19 protein-coding genes and 1 pseudogene are annotated in these 14,531 nt (G+C 68.2%); 6 read left to right on the plus strand and 14 right to left on the minus strand.

Annotated features, from left to right (window positions below):
* Window positions 1-8 precede the first annotated feature (8 nt).
* Together AC1DX2_RS17835 and AC1DX2_RS17840 are read right to left on the minus strand one after the other, a co-directional pair.
* The gene (locus tag AC1DX2_RS17835; protein WP_477197737.1) at window positions 9-329 is read right to left on the minus strand and encodes a co-chaperone GroES; all 321 of its coding nucleotides are present in this window, start codon (window positions 327-329) and stop codon (window positions 9-11) included.
* A 191-nt stretch (window positions 330-520) separates the two neighbouring features.
* Window positions 521-1,153 (minus strand): diguanylate cyclase, encoded by a 633-nt coding sequence (locus tag AC1DX2_RS17840; RefSeq protein WP_477197738.1) that lies wholly within the window; start codon window positions 1,151-1,153, stop codon window positions 521-523.
* A 142-nt stretch (window positions 1,154-1,295) separates the two neighbouring features.
* Here AC1DX2_RS17840 and AC1DX2_RS17845 point away from each other — a divergent pair, with 142 nt between their 5' ends.
* Both AC1DX2_RS17845 and AC1DX2_RS17850 read left to right on the plus strand, forming a co-directional pair.
* Window positions 1,296-1,742: an Hsp20/alpha crystallin family protein gene (locus AC1DX2_RS17845; RefSeq protein ID WP_477197739.1), complete on the plus strand. Its 447-nt coding sequence runs from the start codon at window positions 1,296-1,298 to the stop codon at window positions 1,740-1,742.
* Window positions 1,743-1,760: 18 nt separating this feature from the next.
* Window positions 1,761-2,141 carry an Hsp20/alpha crystallin family protein gene (locus tag AC1DX2_RS17850; RefSeq protein ID WP_477197740.1) on the plus strand — a complete coding sequence of 127 codons (381 nt, stop codon included), beginning with the start codon at window positions 1,761-1,763 and terminating at the stop codon, window positions 2,139-2,141.
* Between the two features lie 36 nt (window positions 2,142-2,177).
* Here the strand turns inward: AC1DX2_RS17850 and AC1DX2_RS17855 are convergent, their stop codons facing one another.
* From AC1DX2_RS17855 to AC1DX2_RS17870, 4 genes are all read right to left on the minus strand, one after another.
* Window positions 2,178-2,606: a hypothetical protein gene (locus tag AC1DX2_RS17855; protein ID WP_477197741.1), complete on the minus strand. Its 429-nt coding sequence runs from the start codon at window positions 2,604-2,606 to the stop codon at window positions 2,178-2,180.
* 94 nt (window positions 2,607-2,700) lie between these two features.
* Entirely contained in the window at window positions 2,701-4,095 is a 1,395-nt protein-coding gene (locus AC1DX2_RS17860) for a tetratricopeptide repeat protein (protein ID WP_477197742.1), read from the minus strand.
* 36 nt (window positions 4,096-4,131) lie between these two features.
* Complete coding sequence (locus AC1DX2_RS17865; protein WP_477197743.1) at window positions 4,132-4,458, minus strand: helix-turn-helix domain-containing protein; 327 nt, start codon at window positions 4,456-4,458, stop codon at window positions 4,132-4,134.
* Window positions 4,458-6,182: a tannase/feruloyl esterase family alpha/beta hydrolase gene (locus AC1DX2_RS17870; protein ID WP_477197744.1), complete on the minus strand. Its 1,725-nt coding sequence runs from the start codon at window positions 6,180-6,182 to the stop codon at window positions 4,458-4,460. Before AC1DX2_RS17870 ends, AC1DX2_RS17865 begins: the two co-directional genes overlap by 1 nt.
* Before the next feature lie 221 nt (window positions 6,183-6,403).
* Between AC1DX2_RS17870 and AC1DX2_RS17875 the strand changes: the two genes are divergently transcribed.
* Window positions 6,404-6,883: a MarR family winged helix-turn-helix transcriptional regulator gene (locus AC1DX2_RS17875; RefSeq protein ID WP_477197745.1), complete on the plus strand. Its 480-nt coding sequence runs from the start codon at window positions 6,404-6,406 to the stop codon at window positions 6,881-6,883.
* Window positions 6,884-6,916: 33 nt separating this feature from the next.
* Here the strand turns inward: AC1DX2_RS17875 and AC1DX2_RS17880 are convergent, their stop codons facing one another.
* Genes AC1DX2_RS17880 through AC1DX2_RS17890 form a run of 3 tightly spaced genes read right to left on the minus strand, consistent with a single transcriptional unit; the run spans window position 6,917 to window position 9,032 of the window.
* The gene (locus AC1DX2_RS17880; protein WP_477197746.1) at window positions 6,917-7,699 is read right to left on the minus strand and encodes a substrate-binding periplasmic protein; all 783 of its coding nucleotides are present in this window, start codon (window positions 7,697-7,699) and stop codon (window positions 6,917-6,919) included.
* A 35-nt stretch (window positions 7,700-7,734) separates the two neighbouring features.
* Window positions 7,735-8,583 (minus strand): substrate-binding periplasmic protein, encoded by an 849-nt coding sequence (locus AC1DX2_RS17885; protein WP_477197747.1) that lies wholly within the window; start codon window positions 8,581-8,583, stop codon window positions 7,735-7,737.
* A gap of 59 nt (window positions 8,584-8,642) precedes the next feature.
* The gene (locus AC1DX2_RS17890; protein WP_477197748.1) at window positions 8,643-9,032 is read right to left on the minus strand and encodes a nuclear transport factor 2 family protein; all 390 of its coding nucleotides are present in this window, start codon (window positions 9,030-9,032) and stop codon (window positions 8,643-8,645) included.
* An 85-nt stretch (window positions 9,033-9,117) separates the two neighbouring features.
* Here AC1DX2_RS17890 and AC1DX2_RS17895 point away from each other — a divergent pair, with 85 nt between their 5' ends.
* Window positions 9,118-9,807 carry a class I SAM-dependent methyltransferase gene (locus AC1DX2_RS17895; protein WP_477197749.1) on the plus strand — a complete coding sequence of 230 codons (690 nt, stop codon included), beginning with the start codon at window positions 9,118-9,120 and terminating at the stop codon, window positions 9,805-9,807.
* A 6-nt stretch (window positions 9,808-9,813) separates the two neighbouring features.
* On the opposite strand, the gene AC1DX2_RS17900 is transcribed toward AC1DX2_RS17895, so the two are convergent.
* Window positions 9,814-10,152 (minus strand): hypothetical protein, encoded by a 339-nt coding sequence (locus tag AC1DX2_RS17900; protein WP_477197750.1) that lies wholly within the window; start codon window positions 10,150-10,152, stop codon window positions 9,814-9,816.
* Window positions 10,149-10,478, minus strand: a complete 330-nt coding sequence (locus AC1DX2_RS17905; protein WP_477197751.1) for a hypothetical protein — start codon at window positions 10,476-10,478, stop codon at window positions 10,149-10,151. Before AC1DX2_RS17905 ends, AC1DX2_RS17900 begins: the two co-directional genes overlap by 4 nt.
* Before the next feature lie 51 nt (window positions 10,479-10,529).
* On the opposite strand from AC1DX2_RS17905, the pseudogene AC1DX2_RS17910 reads away from it, so the two are divergent.
* Window positions 10,530-10,628 (plus strand): annotated as a pseudogene (locus tag AC1DX2_RS17910) (TOBE domain-containing protein); the annotation flags it as partial.
* A gap of 20 nt (window positions 10,629-10,648) precedes the next feature.
* Here AC1DX2_RS17910 and AC1DX2_RS17915 read toward each other — a convergent pair.
* The 3 genes from AC1DX2_RS17915 to AC1DX2_RS17925 all read right to left on the minus strand — a co-directional run bounded on the left by AC1DX2_RS17915 (window position 10,649) and on the right by AC1DX2_RS17925 (window position 13,306).
* On the minus strand, window positions 10,649-10,954 hold the full coding sequence (locus AC1DX2_RS17915; protein WP_477197752.1) for a hypothetical protein: 306 nt from the start codon (window positions 10,952-10,954) through the stop codon (window positions 10,649-10,651).
* Window positions 10,955-10,978: 24 nt separating this feature from the next.
* A complete protein-coding gene (locus tag AC1DX2_RS17920; protein ID WP_477197753.1) occupies window positions 10,979-11,461 on the minus strand; it encodes a hypothetical protein in 483 nt (160 codons plus the stop codon).
* A 135-nt stretch (window positions 11,462-11,596) separates the two neighbouring features.
* Complete coding sequence (locus tag AC1DX2_RS17925) at window positions 11,597-13,306, minus strand: hypothetical protein (RefSeq protein ID WP_477197754.1); 1,710 nt, start codon at window positions 13,304-13,306, stop codon at window positions 11,597-11,599.
* A gap of 231 nt (window positions 13,307-13,537) precedes the next feature.
* Between AC1DX2_RS17925 and AC1DX2_RS17930 the strand changes: the two genes are divergently transcribed.
* The gene (locus AC1DX2_RS17930) at window positions 13,538-14,521 is read left to right on the plus strand and encodes an alpha/beta fold hydrolase (protein WP_477197755.1); all 984 of its coding nucleotides are present in this window, start codon (window positions 13,538-13,540) and stop codon (window positions 14,519-14,521) included.
* The last annotated feature ends 10 nt before the right edge of the window (window positions 14,522-14,531 follow it).

The raw sequence follows: 14,531 nt of genomic DNA on the forward strand, positions 1-14,531 counted from the left end.
GCGCGCGCTCAGGCAACCTTCTTCAGCGGCGTGGCGGCTTGGGTGGCGATGACGCCCAGTACGTCCTCCTCGCGCAGCACCAGCAGTTCCTCGCCGTCGAGCTTCACGGTCTGGCCGGTGTACTTGCCAAACAGCACGCGGTCGCCGGTCTGCACCTGCAGCGGGCGGATGCTGCCGTCCTGCAGTAGGCGGCCGTTGCCCACCGCGATCACATCGCCCTGCTCGGGCTTCTCGGCCGCGCTGTCGGGGATGACGATGCCCGAGGCGGTCTGCTTCTGTTGATCGATCCGCTTGACGATGATCCGGTCGTAAAGGGGACGAATTTCCATGATCAAAATCTCCTGTTCAAAAATCAGATGAAGGTTGAACGCCGCGTCCGGGCCGCCCCGCTCGAGAGGGCCGGCCACAGGCTGCGGTGCCGGCCCCGGGAGGCCGGCGATGGTTGATTTAGGGGCGGGGAAAAAAAGTTTTCAAGGGCCTTTTTTGCATGCCGGCAGCACCGGCCCCCGACCCGCGCGCGTCAGCCCAGAAAGATGTTCTGCTGGCGCCCCAGGTGGTAGCGTGTCTGCCCCCGGCGCGGACCGATGACGGGCAGCGCCCCCACCGGGCAGGGCGGCACGCGGCCGCCGTCAGGCTGCAAGGTATCGTCCTCGCCCGCACCCTGCCACACGCCGCTTTTCACCGGGCGGAACTGCCAGCGCACGTAGCCCACCCGCGCGCCCAGCGCCATCAGTTCGGCGCGGTCGGGCGCTTCGGTGACGTACAGGGCGTCGTTGCCGGCCGAGAACGGGTCATCGGCGAAGGCCTGGCGGCACTCCAACGCCTCACGCTCGCCAGCGCCAGCATGGTTGCAGCCCCGGCGCTCGTCGCGCAGCAGGTCCCAGGCACCCAGGCGCCAGGCAGCGTCCAGCATGGCGGCGTCCAGGTGGGCCATGGCGTGCCAGGGGTCGCTGACCTGCAAGGCCGAGCCCGGCACCGAACGCCGCTCCAGCGGTGGCAGCTGCTGCGGTGGCGCCTGCTCGCTGGCAAAGCCGTGCCAATGCAACATCAGCAGCACCGGCGTGTTGGCCCGGGGCAGCGCCGTCAGGCTGACCGCGAAGATGGGCAGCCCGACCGCGTCGATCTGGGCCTGGATTTTCTCCACCACATTCATGCGTGTTGACCTCCAACCGCCCCGAATTTTTGCAAAAAAAAAGCCGCGTTGGCAAGCCCTTGAAATCAAAAAAAGGCGCCCTTATTTCCCCCAACGCCGCCGGAAACGGCCGGCGGCGCGTGAACACTGGAGGAGATACATCATGTACAGAAATCCTTTCACAAGCGACCTGCTGGCCGAGCTGGAACGCCTGCAGCGCCAGGCCCAGCGCTTCACCGGCCCCGCCACCAGCATACGCGGCTACGACCGGCTGGGCTTTCCCGCGCTCAACGTAGGCGGCACGCCGGACTCAGTGGAGGTGTATGCCTTCGCGCCCGGGCTGGACCCCAAGACCATCGACGTCACCGTGGAGCGCGGCGTGCTCAGCATCAGCGGCGAGCGCGCGGCCACGCTGCCGCAGGCCGGTGCGCCCGGCGGCGGCGCCACGGTGCACATCAACGAGCGCTTTCAGGGTCGCTTCCAGCGCGCCATCAGCCTGTCCGATGACGCCGACCCGGCCCGGGTGAGCGCCAGCTACACCAACGGCGTGCTGCACATCAGCGTGAAGCGACGCGAATCGTCGCAGCCGCGGCGCATCGAAGTCCATTGAGCCCCAAGGAGTGTCATCATGAACATCACCAAGACCAACCCCGGCGCCGACACCGCCCGCGCCGACACCCCGGCCATGCTGCCGCCAGTGGATGTGGTGGAGGACACCACCCGCATCGTGCTGTACGCCGACCTGCCCGGCGTGCCCAAGGACAAGCTGAACCTGCGCGTGGAGGCCGACACCCTGACGATCGAGGCCGAGGTCAGCCTGCCGATGAACACGCAGATGGAAGCCAGCCACGCCGAGGTGCAGGTGCCGCGCTTCCAGCGCAGCTTCACGCTGGGCCAGGAGCTGGACCGCGCCCACATCAGCGCCGAGCTGAAGAACGGCGTGCTGACACTGACCATCCCCAAGGCGGAGCACGCCAAGCCCCGGCGCATCGAGGTGGTGGCGGCATGAACCGCGCCACGACCAGGCGCAAGAACGCGCCACCCTTCATGAGCGAGCAACAGATCCAGGCTTACCTGCTTGCCCGCGATGCGCTGCGCCGCGCGCGGCAGGCGGCCGCCACGGCGGGCGATGCAGCCGGCGCACGCCACCACCCGTGGCAGATCCAGACGCGCCACTGATGCAAACTGGCCGCAGGCGGCTCCCGCAGCCTGCGGCCCGCACCGTCAGGCCCGGCCGGTAGGCATTCATGTGCAGCTGCGCGATGGTGTCCTGCATGGCCTGCATGGACACCAGCGCCACATCGACCATGCCGCGCCGCGGCAGCGTGCCAGCATCCAGCGGCCGCGCGGGGCCGCCCAGGTTGACGGCCACCGTCAGATCGGTCGCGTCGTCCAGCGTGGGGGCGATGGGCACGGGATTGACCAGCGCGCCGTCCAGCAGCAGGCGCTCACCATGCTGGAAAGGCGTGAGCACCAGCGGTGTGGCGATGGTGGCCCCGTGCGGAAATGGTGCACGGCGGCAGGTTTTTCAGGGGCGGGCGGGCACCGCACCGCCACCCGGGACACACTCAGGCCCCCGGCAGGCCCGCCAGCCTAGCCGCCGGCACGATCTTGTTGGCCCAGATGTCCTTGTAGGCCTGCGGGCTGGAGGGAAAGGGCGCGTCCAGGTTGCGCAGGCCGTAGTTGGGCGCCAGGCGCTTCAACTCGGCCACCGCGGCCTGGGCTTGCGCGGGGTCGCCCAGCATCGCATGGGCCAGGGCGAGTTCGGCGTACACGTCGGGCGAATCCGGCACCAGTTGTTTGGCCTTGGAAAACCACTGCAGGGCCTGCGCCGGGCGGCCCAGCATCAGCTCGACCTGGCCCAGCGTGATCAGGGTCGGGTGGCGGGGGTGTTTGGGGTCGATCTCCAGGCTTTTCATCAGCAGGGGCACGGCCTTATCCAGTTCGCCCGCCAGCATGTGGGCAGCGCCCAGGCTGTGCAGCGACCATTGGCTGGTGGGGCTCAGCGCATACGCGTGCTGGCTATTCTGCATAAAGGCCTCGAAGTCCCGCTGGTTGTAGGCGTGCAAGGTCATGGCGGTGACCGCCTTGAGGTTGTCCGGGTCCATGGCCTTGAGCTTGCGCACCAGCGCGGCCATCTGCTGCTGGTCGGCCTGGCGCTGCGCCGAAGTGCACTGCAGCGGGAAGAAGTCGCAGGCCAGGCCGAGCAAGATGGCCAGCCCGGCGGTGGCGTCCACGTTGTCGGCGTCCTTGGCCAGCGCCTGCTGGAACAGCGCCCGCATTTTGGTGAAGCTGTCGAGCGATGGCGGTAGCAGGTCCAGCGCGCTGGCCTGCAGCACCAAGTCCACCGCGCTGGCATTGCCGGCGCGTTTCTGGCTGTCCTTGGCCGCCGCCAGCACCATCTCGCGGCCTATGCTGTTGCGGGTGCGCGTGGTCACCTGGTCCTGCAAGGCGAACAACTGGGTAATCTGGCCCTCGAACGTCTCGTTCCACAGCTGCCGGCCGGCCTTGGCATCCGTCAACTGGATGCTCACCCGCAACACGTCGCCGCTGGCCAGCACATGGCCCTGCATGACAAAGCGCACGCCGGCGTCCGCCCCTACCTGCTGCACGGTGAGCGACTTGCCCTTGTAGGTGAAGGCGGTGGAGGCCGGCACCACATAGGCCTCTCGCATGCGCGTCAGGTCCGCGCTGATGGCAGACGTGAGCCCGTCGGCGATGTAGCCCTTGGCGTCGTCGCCGGTCTGGTTGGCAAACGGCAGCACCAGCACCGACAGCGGGCCGGCGTCGGCCGCAGAGGCGGGCGCGGCGACCGTGGCCGGCGCCGGGGTGCTGGGCCCCGCCACCACGCGGTAGGTGGTGTACCAGCCCACCAGGCCGCTGAGCACCGCGCCCACGCCGGCAATGGCGGCGATGGGGCCTTTGAGGCGCTTGATGCGCTCCAGGGTGGCAGCGAGCTTCATGCGCGCATCGTACCGCGCAAACGCGCGGTCCCGTGCTCACAGCAGGCGGTTGTGCGCGCGCGGCGGCACCTCCTCGGCGCAGTACAGGTTCAGCTCTATCGTCCCCAGGCCGATGCGCGTCAACGGGCCGACGGTGATGGTGATGTTGCGCCCCAGCCGCGCCATCAGCCGCAGCAACAGGTCTTCCGGCAACTGCTCAGCCTGCCCGCGCAGCAACCGCACCACCTCCGGGCCGTCAATCCCCAGCAGGCCGGCGGCCGCCGCGCGCGTGAGCTTGCGCGCGCGCAGGGTCTTGCGGATCTCCTGCGCCAGCGCGGCCTTGCGCGCGCTGGCGCCGAAGTCCACCGACCCAGGCTGCACCATCACTGGCAGGCGAAGCTGTCAGCGGACTCGATGCTGCCGCTGCCTTTGTAGCGCGCCACCTGGGGGTAGGGGCACAGCGGCCGTGTGCGGGTGGCCGACCAGCCGGCGGGCAGGCTGGCGTTGGTGCCGGCGGCGTTGCCGGCCCCGCGGGCAGACGCCACCACACTGGCGGGCACCACACCCTTTTCAACCCAGTCCACCAGCGGCGTGAGCATGTCGAACTGGTCGGTGGCCGGACCGTCCGAGCAGTGCGTCATGCCAGGCACGGGGTAGTAGCGGGCGAAATTGGCGGCGTCGCCGCTGTTGGCCGTGCGCAGCGAGTCGTACCAGGCCTGGGTGTCGTCACTGGAGAAGATGGGGTCGCTGGTGCCGTGGTAGACCATCATCTTGGCGCCGCGGTTCTTCAGCTTGGACAGGTCGCTGGGGTTGGGCGGCGTCATGAAGGACAGCGCGTTTTCGGTGTACACCGTGTTGGTGGCCTGGATCTTGGCCAGCATGCTGTCGATGTTGCCGGTCAGCGCAAACGCCGCGCCGTTGAACGTGGCGCGGGCCTCCGGCGGCGTCTGCCAGATGAAGGCGGTGGCGCCGGAGTCCAGCGCCAGCGGCGCGGTGAAGTTCCAGAACACGGTGTTGCCGCTGCCAATGCCAGCGTCATACGGCCAGCTTGAATAGAACTTGTTGCCCGTGATGCCGGTCACGCCGGCAAAGCGCTTGGCGATCACCGTCTTTTGCGCCGCCGTCAGGCAGGCGCCGTTGCGCGCGCCGGTGCAGGTGGGCACGTCGCGGTCCAGGTTGAAGGCGGCCTGGCAGGCCTTGGTGTCTTGCACCAGGCCGTCAGCCACGCCGTCCAGCGCGTCGCATTTGGCCAGCACGGCGTTGGCCACCAGCGCCTGCTCGGCCGGGGTGTAGCCGGTGGCCGGGTCGGCCGGGTTGGTGGCCACCGACGCATAGCCCTGGATGGCCGCCATGTTGGCGATGGCCGCCAGCGGCAGGCGGAAACCCGGGTCGCCGGCCAGGAAGCCGTCATACAGGTCCGAATACCGTGCTGCGGCCACCATGGTGTGGCGCCCGCCGTTGGAGCAGCCACCGAAGTACGAGCGGTCCGGCTCCTTGCCGTAGGCGGCCTTGATGGTGGCCTTGGCCATCGGCGTCAGCTTGGCAACGGCCTGGTAGCCGTAGTCCAGCCGCGCCTGCGGGTCCAGGCCGAAAAACGGCCCCTGCGAGCCGACGTGGCCGGCGTCCGAGCTGATGACGGCAAAGCCCATGCTCAAGGCGCTGGTCAGGCCCGCGCCGCCGTTGACCGACCCCGTGGCGGTGACCACCGAGCCGTCGATGCCGCCGTTGGCCTGGTAGTAGAAGCGGCCGTTCCAGTTCAGTGGCAGGCGCATCTCGAAGCCGATGGCGTAGTTGCTGCCGTCCACGGTGCTGACGCGGGAATACATGTTCCCCACCACCTGGCAGTGGGCGGGCACCGCGTTGCCCGCCACTTTCAGCACGCCGGCGTCGATGGCGTTGACGGTGGTGATGGTGGTGTTGGCAAACGCAATCTTGGCCGCCAGGCCGGTGCATGAGGCCAGGGTGGCGCCTGTGGCCGGGCTCAGTTGCGGCAAGGCGGGCACAACGGTTTTGTCACCGCCGCCGCCGACGCAGGCGGCCAGGCCCCAAGCCATGGCCGCCAGGGAAACACCGGCGACAAAGGTCCTGTGGTGAGGTCTATGGTTCATGTGAAGCTCCTGATAGGGGTGTTGTCTGCCGTCATCAGGAAGCCGCGGATCACGGTCAGATAGTTAAGTATCACAACTATATTTTTGGAGCCCCATCATGGTTTTCCCTCAATAATCGGCAAGTCATCCATCCGGGATTGAACTATTTGTTATGTCATTTACCTATATCGGACGACGATAATCAGTTCAAACATCTACCCACTTGACTGTCTGACCGCACCTTGAAGAGCGCACCCCCACCGAATTCGGCAACGCCTTCAGGCAACCTTGGCGAACAGCGGCTGCACGACATCGTGGGCTACCAGATGGCCCAGGCCTCCATCGTCACCTACAGGGTCTTCGAGGAGCGGGTGGGCACGCCGCTGCAGCTGCGCCCGGTGGAATACACCATCCTGATGCTGGTGAAGGAAAACGCCGGCGTCTCGCCGGCCAAGCTGTCCAAGGCGCTGGAAGTCACGCGGCCCAACATCTCGGTCTGGGTGGACAAGCTGGAGGCGCGCGCGCTGGTGAAGCGGGAGAAGAACGTCAACGACGGTCGCGGGCAGATCCTGTATGCCACCGACAAGGGTTCGGCGCTGGCTGGCAAGGCCACGCGCGCCCTGCTCGAGGGTGAGCGCGCTGCCTTCACCACGCTGACGGCCGTCGAGCAGATGATGCTGACGGAACTGCTGCACAAGCTGGCCTGCGCCAGGAGCACCTGAGCCGCCCCGCCATTGGCCTGGGCCTGGCTTGGCTTAGGGCTGCTGATACTTGTCCAGCAGCGCCGTGAACGGCGTCTTCTTCATCACCTTGCGCTGTGCCGCGCGCAGCTCGTCCAGCGTGATGCCCGAGCCCTTGATCAGCGCGCAGTGCACCGGCGTGTGGTTCACCACCAGTGGCGACAGCACCAGCACGCCAGACTGCGGGTCTTGCGCCTTGCGGTAGGCAAAATCGGCGCTGCGCATGATGGCGTAATCCGTGCGGCCGCTGAGCAGCTTGCGGTAGGCGATCTCTTCGCTGGGCGCGTCCACGCGCTGCAACTGCGCCTTGGCAAACAGCGGGTCCAGCATCGGGTAGTGGTAGCCCAGCACGGTGCCCATTTTCTTGGACTGCAGATCGGCCACCGTGCGCACCAGCGGCTTGCTGGCGCTGCCCACCACCTGCTCGTCCACGGTGTAGAAGGGCTCGGGCCATTCGTAGGCGTCGCGCTGCACCCATTCCGGCGAGGTCATGCACTGCACGTCGGCGCCCTTGTTGGCCACCACCATGGGGTGGCGCAGGTAGGGCGCGGCGACGAACCGGGCCTTGCGCCCCAGCGCCTGGGCCAGTGCCAGCTGCCAGTCCAGCATGGCGCCGCGCTTGAGCACCGGTTGGCTGCCAGCCGGTTTGTCGAATTCTCCGAACGGCATGGCCCAGATCTCCGACACCAGGAAGCGCACCTCGTTGGGCGACGGGTCGGCGTGGACGGGCGCTGCGCCGGCCAACGCCAGCAGCGCCGCAAGCAGCCACCCGCGTGGCTTGAGTATGAAGTTGTCCATGTGCGTGCCTATGTTCGCGCTTGTGTTCGTGTTGGTCATGACGTGTAGCCCACCGCCTCCTTCAGCACCTGTTTGTAGCGCCGCATCTGCGCCCCCAGTTCACCGGCCTTGGCGGCGGCAACAACGGCTGCGTCCATGCGCGCCACCACCGCCTCGCAGTCCGCAAAGCTGCTGCGCAGGCCAAAGCGGTATTCGGACAACGGCAGGAAGGGCAGCGGCGTGAAGCGCAGCTTGTCTTGCAGGCCCAGCTTCACCAGGTGCGGCACACCGGTGAATTCGACCGACACAAACACATCCAGCGCGCCCATGGCGATCAGCCGCAGGACCGAGTCCTCGTCGTTCTCCACCCGCAGGCGCTGCCATTCCAGGTTTTCTTTCGCATAGCCATTGCCCAGGTAGGTGCCGTGGCGCAGCGCGCGCAGGTCTTCCACGGCGCGCACATCGCGCGGTCGCAGGTCGTCGGCGCGGTGGAACACCCCCACCCTGAAGCTGGCCACCGTGGCGGTGCAAAACCGCGCATAGGCCATGCGCTCTTGCGTGCGCACGGTGCAAAAGCCGTCCAGCTCGCCGTGCGCCACCATCAGTTGTGCGCGTGCCCAGGGGTAGGCCCGGTTGCGCAGCGCCAGCCCGGCGCGCGTGGCCACCACGCCCATCAGGTCCACCAGCAGGCCGGCGGCGCCGCCATCGTCTTCACCACGGCTCAAGGGCCACAGGCTGTTGGTGTAGCCCATGCGCACGGTGGTGGCACCCACCGGCGCAGCAGGCGGGGGCTGCTGCGCCCAGGCCATGCCCGGCGCCTGGGCCGCCATGGCGGCGGCACCCAGCAGCACGCGGCGGCGCGTGGGGCTGGGCGGCATCAGGGCGCGGTGAGCGGGTACATTCACGTCCCGGGCACTCTAACAACAAAGGCCGCGGGGGACAAGGCGCGCGCGGTGTAGACCCTTCAAGTGGGCCGGCCGTGGTACACCTTGTTGGCAATGCGCCACTGGCCGGCCACCTTCAGCAGCACGAAGTAATCGGTGAAGGTGGTGGCGCCATGCACCAAAGTGGCCTTGGCGGCGGCCGAGTCGCCAGCCACGTCCACCCAGTCGATGGTGCGCACGCGGGTGGCTTCGTCTGGCGCGGGGGCGCCCTTGAACAGCGCGCAGTAAGTGTCCAGGTCCCAGGAGGTGAAGGCGCCTTCGCGGTTGCCCTCCACATGGGCGCTGGGCAGGAAGGCGGCACGCATGCAATCGGGGGAGCCTTGGGCGTGGCCGCGCAGGTATTCCTCAACGGCCTGGATGACTGCAACGTGCTCAGGGCCGCTGGTGGTGTGCGGGGTAATGGTGCTCATGGCCCGCGAGTGTGGCAGAAACCCCGGCCCGGCGAAACCCGCGCGGTCTGCCTAGAATGCGCAACCCCAGCGCAGCAACGCCGCCATGACCCCCAGCACCGTGTCCACCTTCAACGACCCCCAGGCGGTGGCCAGCTATGCCGAGCGCACGCTGCGCCTGGTACCCGGCTTCCTGGACCTGCAACGTATGGCCGCACTGCTGCTGGCCGAGCGCGCCCCTGCCCATGCCCGCGTGCTGGTGCTGGGCGCCGGCGGCGGACTGGAGCTGAAACGCCTTGCTGAGATGCAGCCCAGCTGGACCTTCGACGGCGTCGACCCGTCGGCCGAGATGCTGGCGCTGGCCACGCACACGCTGGGGCCGCTGGCCGCGCGCGCCAAGTTGCACCCCGGCTATATCCACACCGCGCCCGGCGGTCCGTTTGACGGAGCCGCCTGCCTGCTCACCTTGCATTTCCTACCCAAGGCAGAACGATTGGGCACGCTGAAAGAGGTGCATCAGCGCCTGAAGCCCGGCGCGCCCTTCGTTGTCGCGCACCACAGCTATCCGCAGGATGACGCGGGCAAGGCGCTGTGGCTGGCGCGCTATGCGGCGTTTGCCATCTCGTCCGGCGTGCCGGCCGCCCAAGCTGAGAGCGCCGGCAAGGCCATGGCCACCCAGCTGCCTGCGCTGTCGCCCGAGGAGGACGAGGCGCTGCTGCGCGAGGCAGGGTTTGCGGACGTGAGCCTGTTCTATGCGGCGTTCACGTTTCGGGGGTGGGTGGGGTACAAGGCTTAAGCCTGTTCATCCGCCCCGCCCCAGCCAACGCGCCAGCGCATACGCCATGCCCAGCACATACAGCGTGCCGAAGATGTGCTTGTTGTACCGCGCCAGCCACTGCGGCAGGTAGATGTCGAAGTTGGGGTGGCGCGCGTCGGTGTAGCGCGCGGCCCAGTCGGTCATCGGACAGGTCCAACGGTTGGCGACCAGCACCAGCACTTCAAGAGCCACAAAGCCACTGAGCCAGGCCGCCAGCTGGTGCTGGCCCCACCACGACGCGATGGGGATGGCCATGATGCAGCCGGCAAACACCGCCCACACCAGCGTGTGCAGCAGTTTGATGAGGACCAGGGGTGACCTCATGGCACCCACCACCAGGCCGCGACAACGATCACAACCATCAACAGCAGCGCCAGCAAACCCGGCTCCCGGCCAAGTGGCCGGTCCGACTCTGATTCCAGCAGCGCCGCCAGTGCCAGGCCTATCGCATCGCCCACGCCAACCCGGAACACGAAACCCACTGCGGCAAAACCAAATCCCAGCCAGGTGACCCAGTGCTTGAGCAACGGGTCCAGGCCGGCACCTGTGTAGTGCACTGACATCCCCATGCCATACAACCACCAGCATACGACGCCCAGCAGTGCGCCGGCCACCAGTCCGAACAGAGAACAGAAGATGCGGTCATCCATGCGCATGTGCCCCGTCAAGGCCCTGTGTAGGAGATGCCACCGCGCGTCCAAGTCATCACCACCCGCTCGGTGGACGACCTGCAACTGGTCGTCGGCTCCGAGGTGGTGGCGCTGGTGAAGTCGACCGAGGTGTCGATCGCCAAACTCTAAGGACCGGCGGGGCAATCAACTCAATGGGGCACGGCGGGTGGCGCCAACCCCAGCCGCGCCCTGGCCCGCCGCAAGATGGCCGGGTGCCGCAGCACCCACTGCGGGAACCTGTCGAACAGGCAGGGAAAGAACACCGTGGGCATCAACCACACGATGCCCACCAGCATGAAGATGCCGATGTACGCCGTGTCTATGGTCTCCGGCATTTGCGCAGTATCCCAGACCGGCGAGTACAGGTACGCCACCGCTGCGAGGCAAGACAGCAGCAGCATGATCCCGCCCGCCACACGCCTGTGCGTGGGGATGTTTAGCTTGTCAGCGTCCATCACGTCCTCCCGTCTGGTGGGCTCTCACCCCACCGGTTGCACCCTCACCTGCGAGGCATCGCGCACCTCCACATGCGTCTGGTAATAGTACTTGCCGCTGGGCGCGCCGTCCACGGTGAAGTCGATGCGCACGCGCTTGGCCACGCCGTTGACCAGCAGGCGCTTGCCCCACAGGCTTTTCTCCAGCGGCGCGCCGTAGGTGGCTTCCAGCCCGGCCAACGCGTCGCGGCGCACCACGATGGACAGGTTGCGCTGGTCGCGGTAGTCGTCTTCAGAGTTCAGGTACACACCAGCGTCCAGCCGCGAGACGTTTTGCACCTGCAGCACAAAGGTGCCAGGCAGGCCACGCGACGGGTCGGCAGCAGCGGCCTGGATGGCGGCGAAGGGCTGCACCATGCTGCTGGCGCCAGGGGCGCTGCTGGCGCAGGCGCTCAACAGGCCGGCGGCCAGCGTGATGCCGGCGATGACGTTGAAGCGCTGAACGCGCCTGTGGTCATGGTTGCGCATGACGGTCTCCCTACTGTCTTTGTACGACGTGAATGCCTACCCGCGCCTCTTCGGGCGCATGGCTGCTTTATAGCGCAATACGCGCCGGGCTAACAGACCCCAAAGGGGCTATGCATAGGCTCTGTGTGCGCGATCTCAGGCCAGTGCCAGCAGCACGATGCACACCACCGCCACCACGCCCTCCAGCAGTTCCCGCCCGCTCAGGCTGCGCAAGCGGCGCCAGATGAGCGTCAACAGCGGCAGCGCGATCAGCAGGCCCACCCAGCGGTCCAGCGGCCGCAGCGCGTAGCGCGCCAGCAACCACAGCCAGGCACAGTGCGCCACAAAGCCCCAGAACTCGGCCCGGCTGGTGGGGCTGCCCAGGTCCAGCGCGTTGCGCCAGCCGGTGGCCACGGTGTCCCACCAGCTCAGGTCTTCGCGCTCCAGCAGCGTGTGCAGCCCGTGCAGCGCCAGCACCACCAGCAGGACCGGGCCTACCGCGGTGATCCAAAGCGCGGTGCCCATCACCGCCGGGTTGCTCAGGTAGCCGCCCGCACTGGGCGCCAGGTAGGCGGCGCCGCCCACCACCAGCCCCGCGCCGGCCAGCAGCGTGAGCCCGCCCACCACCCCGCCAGGCACGCCCAGTCGCATCAACCCGCGGCCGCCAGCAAACAGGCCCAGCGCCAGCACCGTGGCGGCAAGAAAATCGCGCAGCCGCTGCCAGGTGGCGCCAGCGCTTTCGTGTGGGCTGCTGGCCCAGCGCGGGCTCACCGGTGCGTCCAGGGGCTTGTCGCCCGCCACCCATTGGCGGCCTTGTTCCTGGCGCGCCAGCCGCAGGCGCTGGTACCAGTTGTCGCGCTGCGCCTGCGGCGCCAGCGTGCCCAGCGCCAGCTCAAGGTGGTAGAGGCGCTGCGCGCTGTCCAGGTCATGCGACAACAGGCGCAGCGTCGACGGCTGGGCGAGCAGGCCAGGCAGCAGCGCGCCCCGGCGCGCATCGACCAGCGGGGCCTGGCACACCAGCGGGTCGGACTCGGCACCGCTGGCCACCAGCGTCACCTCATTGGCCTGCATCTCGCTTAGTGGACGCCGCAGCGGTGGGCGGTCCCACTCGCAGGCAAAGGCCAGGCCGTCCAGTACGATGTCGGGCTTGTAGATGGGCAGTGGCAGCGCGGCGCGGTTGACCAACCGCAGCGCCAGCATTAGCCGCAGCTGGCCATTGGCGCTGGGTGCGGCCCACAGGCCGGGGGCCAGGGGCCGCATGTCGCGCCACTCGCTGGTGAAATACAGCGGCTGCTTGCCGTCGTCAGCCAGCCAGCGCGGCACAAGGCCCTGGTTCAGCGCCGCCTGCCAGTCAGCGGCAAAGCTTGCGTCGCGTTCTGGGGGCAGCGCATGGCCCTGGGCAATGGCAGCGCCCAGCGTGCCTTTGCGCACCGGCTCCGGCCCGGTGCCCGGAAAGTAGCGCTTGAGCATTTGCCAGGTACCGGGCGTGACCGGCGGCGCGGGTGGTGGCTCGGCCGGCACACCGGGGCGGCCCAGCTGCGCCAAGTAGGCATGCATCAGCGCGCGGCGCAAAGCGTCGACCTCAGCCGGCGGCGCCCCGGCCTGGCGCATCAGTCCCACCAGAAAGAAAGCCTGCGCCGGGTTGCCGCCCAGCGGGCTGTCGCGCAGCGCGGCGGCAAAGTTGGCGGGCTCGCGCGAAGGGTTGCCAGCCGGGTTGCCGGGCGCGCGGGCGGCGCTGGCTGCAACGGGCAGCAACACTGCCAGCACCGCCATCAGCCACCCCAACACCGCTTGCAGGTTAGGCTGCCACGGCCGGCTGTATGGGGCGGCGCGCGAGCGCGGGCTGATGGGTAGCGCGGGCGGCATGGACGGCATAGGCAGCGCTGGGGCGGCAGGCCAGGCCTGCCACGCAGTAGTTGCAATGGCGCGATGCTACACGCTGCGGCGGACTGCATCGTCATCAGACAGCGCCACAAGCTGCGCGCTCAGCGGCACGCTGGTGCCCGCAAAGTAAACTGCCCGCAACACATCACCCCTGCATCACAAGGCCAGCCCATGCTCCCTTCGCTCAACTCCCGCCACGCTACCCACCTTGACTTGTTGCAAACCACCCGCCGCACCTGGCTGCAAGGCGCCGCCGCTGGCGCGCTGGCCCTGGCCGCGCCGCTGTTGCAAGCGCAGCCTGCGCCGTTTCAACCGGCACCGCCACCTGTGCCGCCCATGCCCAACCTGCCGGCGCCCAAGGCCATCCGCCTGTTTGGCGCCAAGATCAATTACTACGAGCTGGGCAAGCCAGCCACCGACAAACCCACGCTGGTGCTGCTGCACGGCCTGGGCACCAGTGCGCGCCACGAGTGGGGCCGCGTGATGCCCGCGCTGGGCATTAGCCACCACGTGCTGGCGCTGGACCACCTGGGCTTTGGCCAGTCTGACAAGCCCAACATCCCCTATGGCATACAGACCTGGGTGGACCTGCTGGGCGAGTTTTTACGGCAGAAGAAGGTGAGCAGCTTTGTGCTGGTGGGCGAGTCGCTGGGCGGGTGGATCGCGCTGCAGTATGCGGTGCAGGCGCTGCAAGGCGAGTCCCCCACTCCCGGTTCAGCGGCATTCACATTGCCCAAACCCGAGCGCCTGGTGCTGTGCGATTCGGCCGGCTACCGCGCCGGCCTGGCCGGCAACTTCGAGCACAAGCCGACCACCGGCACCGGCATCAGCCTGGCCGGCCAGCAGGCACTGCTGAAGCTGATCTACCGCAAGCCCGCCTTCGCCACCCCCGAGGCGGTAGCCGCGCAGATGCAGGCCACGCTGACCAAGGGCGACGGCGGGGCCATCGCCTCGGTGCTGGGCAACCCGGCGATCCTGAACGAAGCGATTGACGGCAAGCTGGGCACGGTCAACATCCCCGCGCTGGTGGTGTGGGGCGAGCATGACGCCATCGTGCCGCTGGCGCTGGGCCAGCGCATGGCCGCCGAGCTGCCACAGGCCAGGCTGGTGGTGATACCCGGCGCTGGCCACGCGCCGATGATTGAGACGCCGCAGGCGTTTGTGGCGGCACTTCGAGGCTTCCTGCGAGGCCCCTGACGGCCTTTGC

This window comes from Hylemonella sp. P2_B10 (assembly GCF_056404875.1).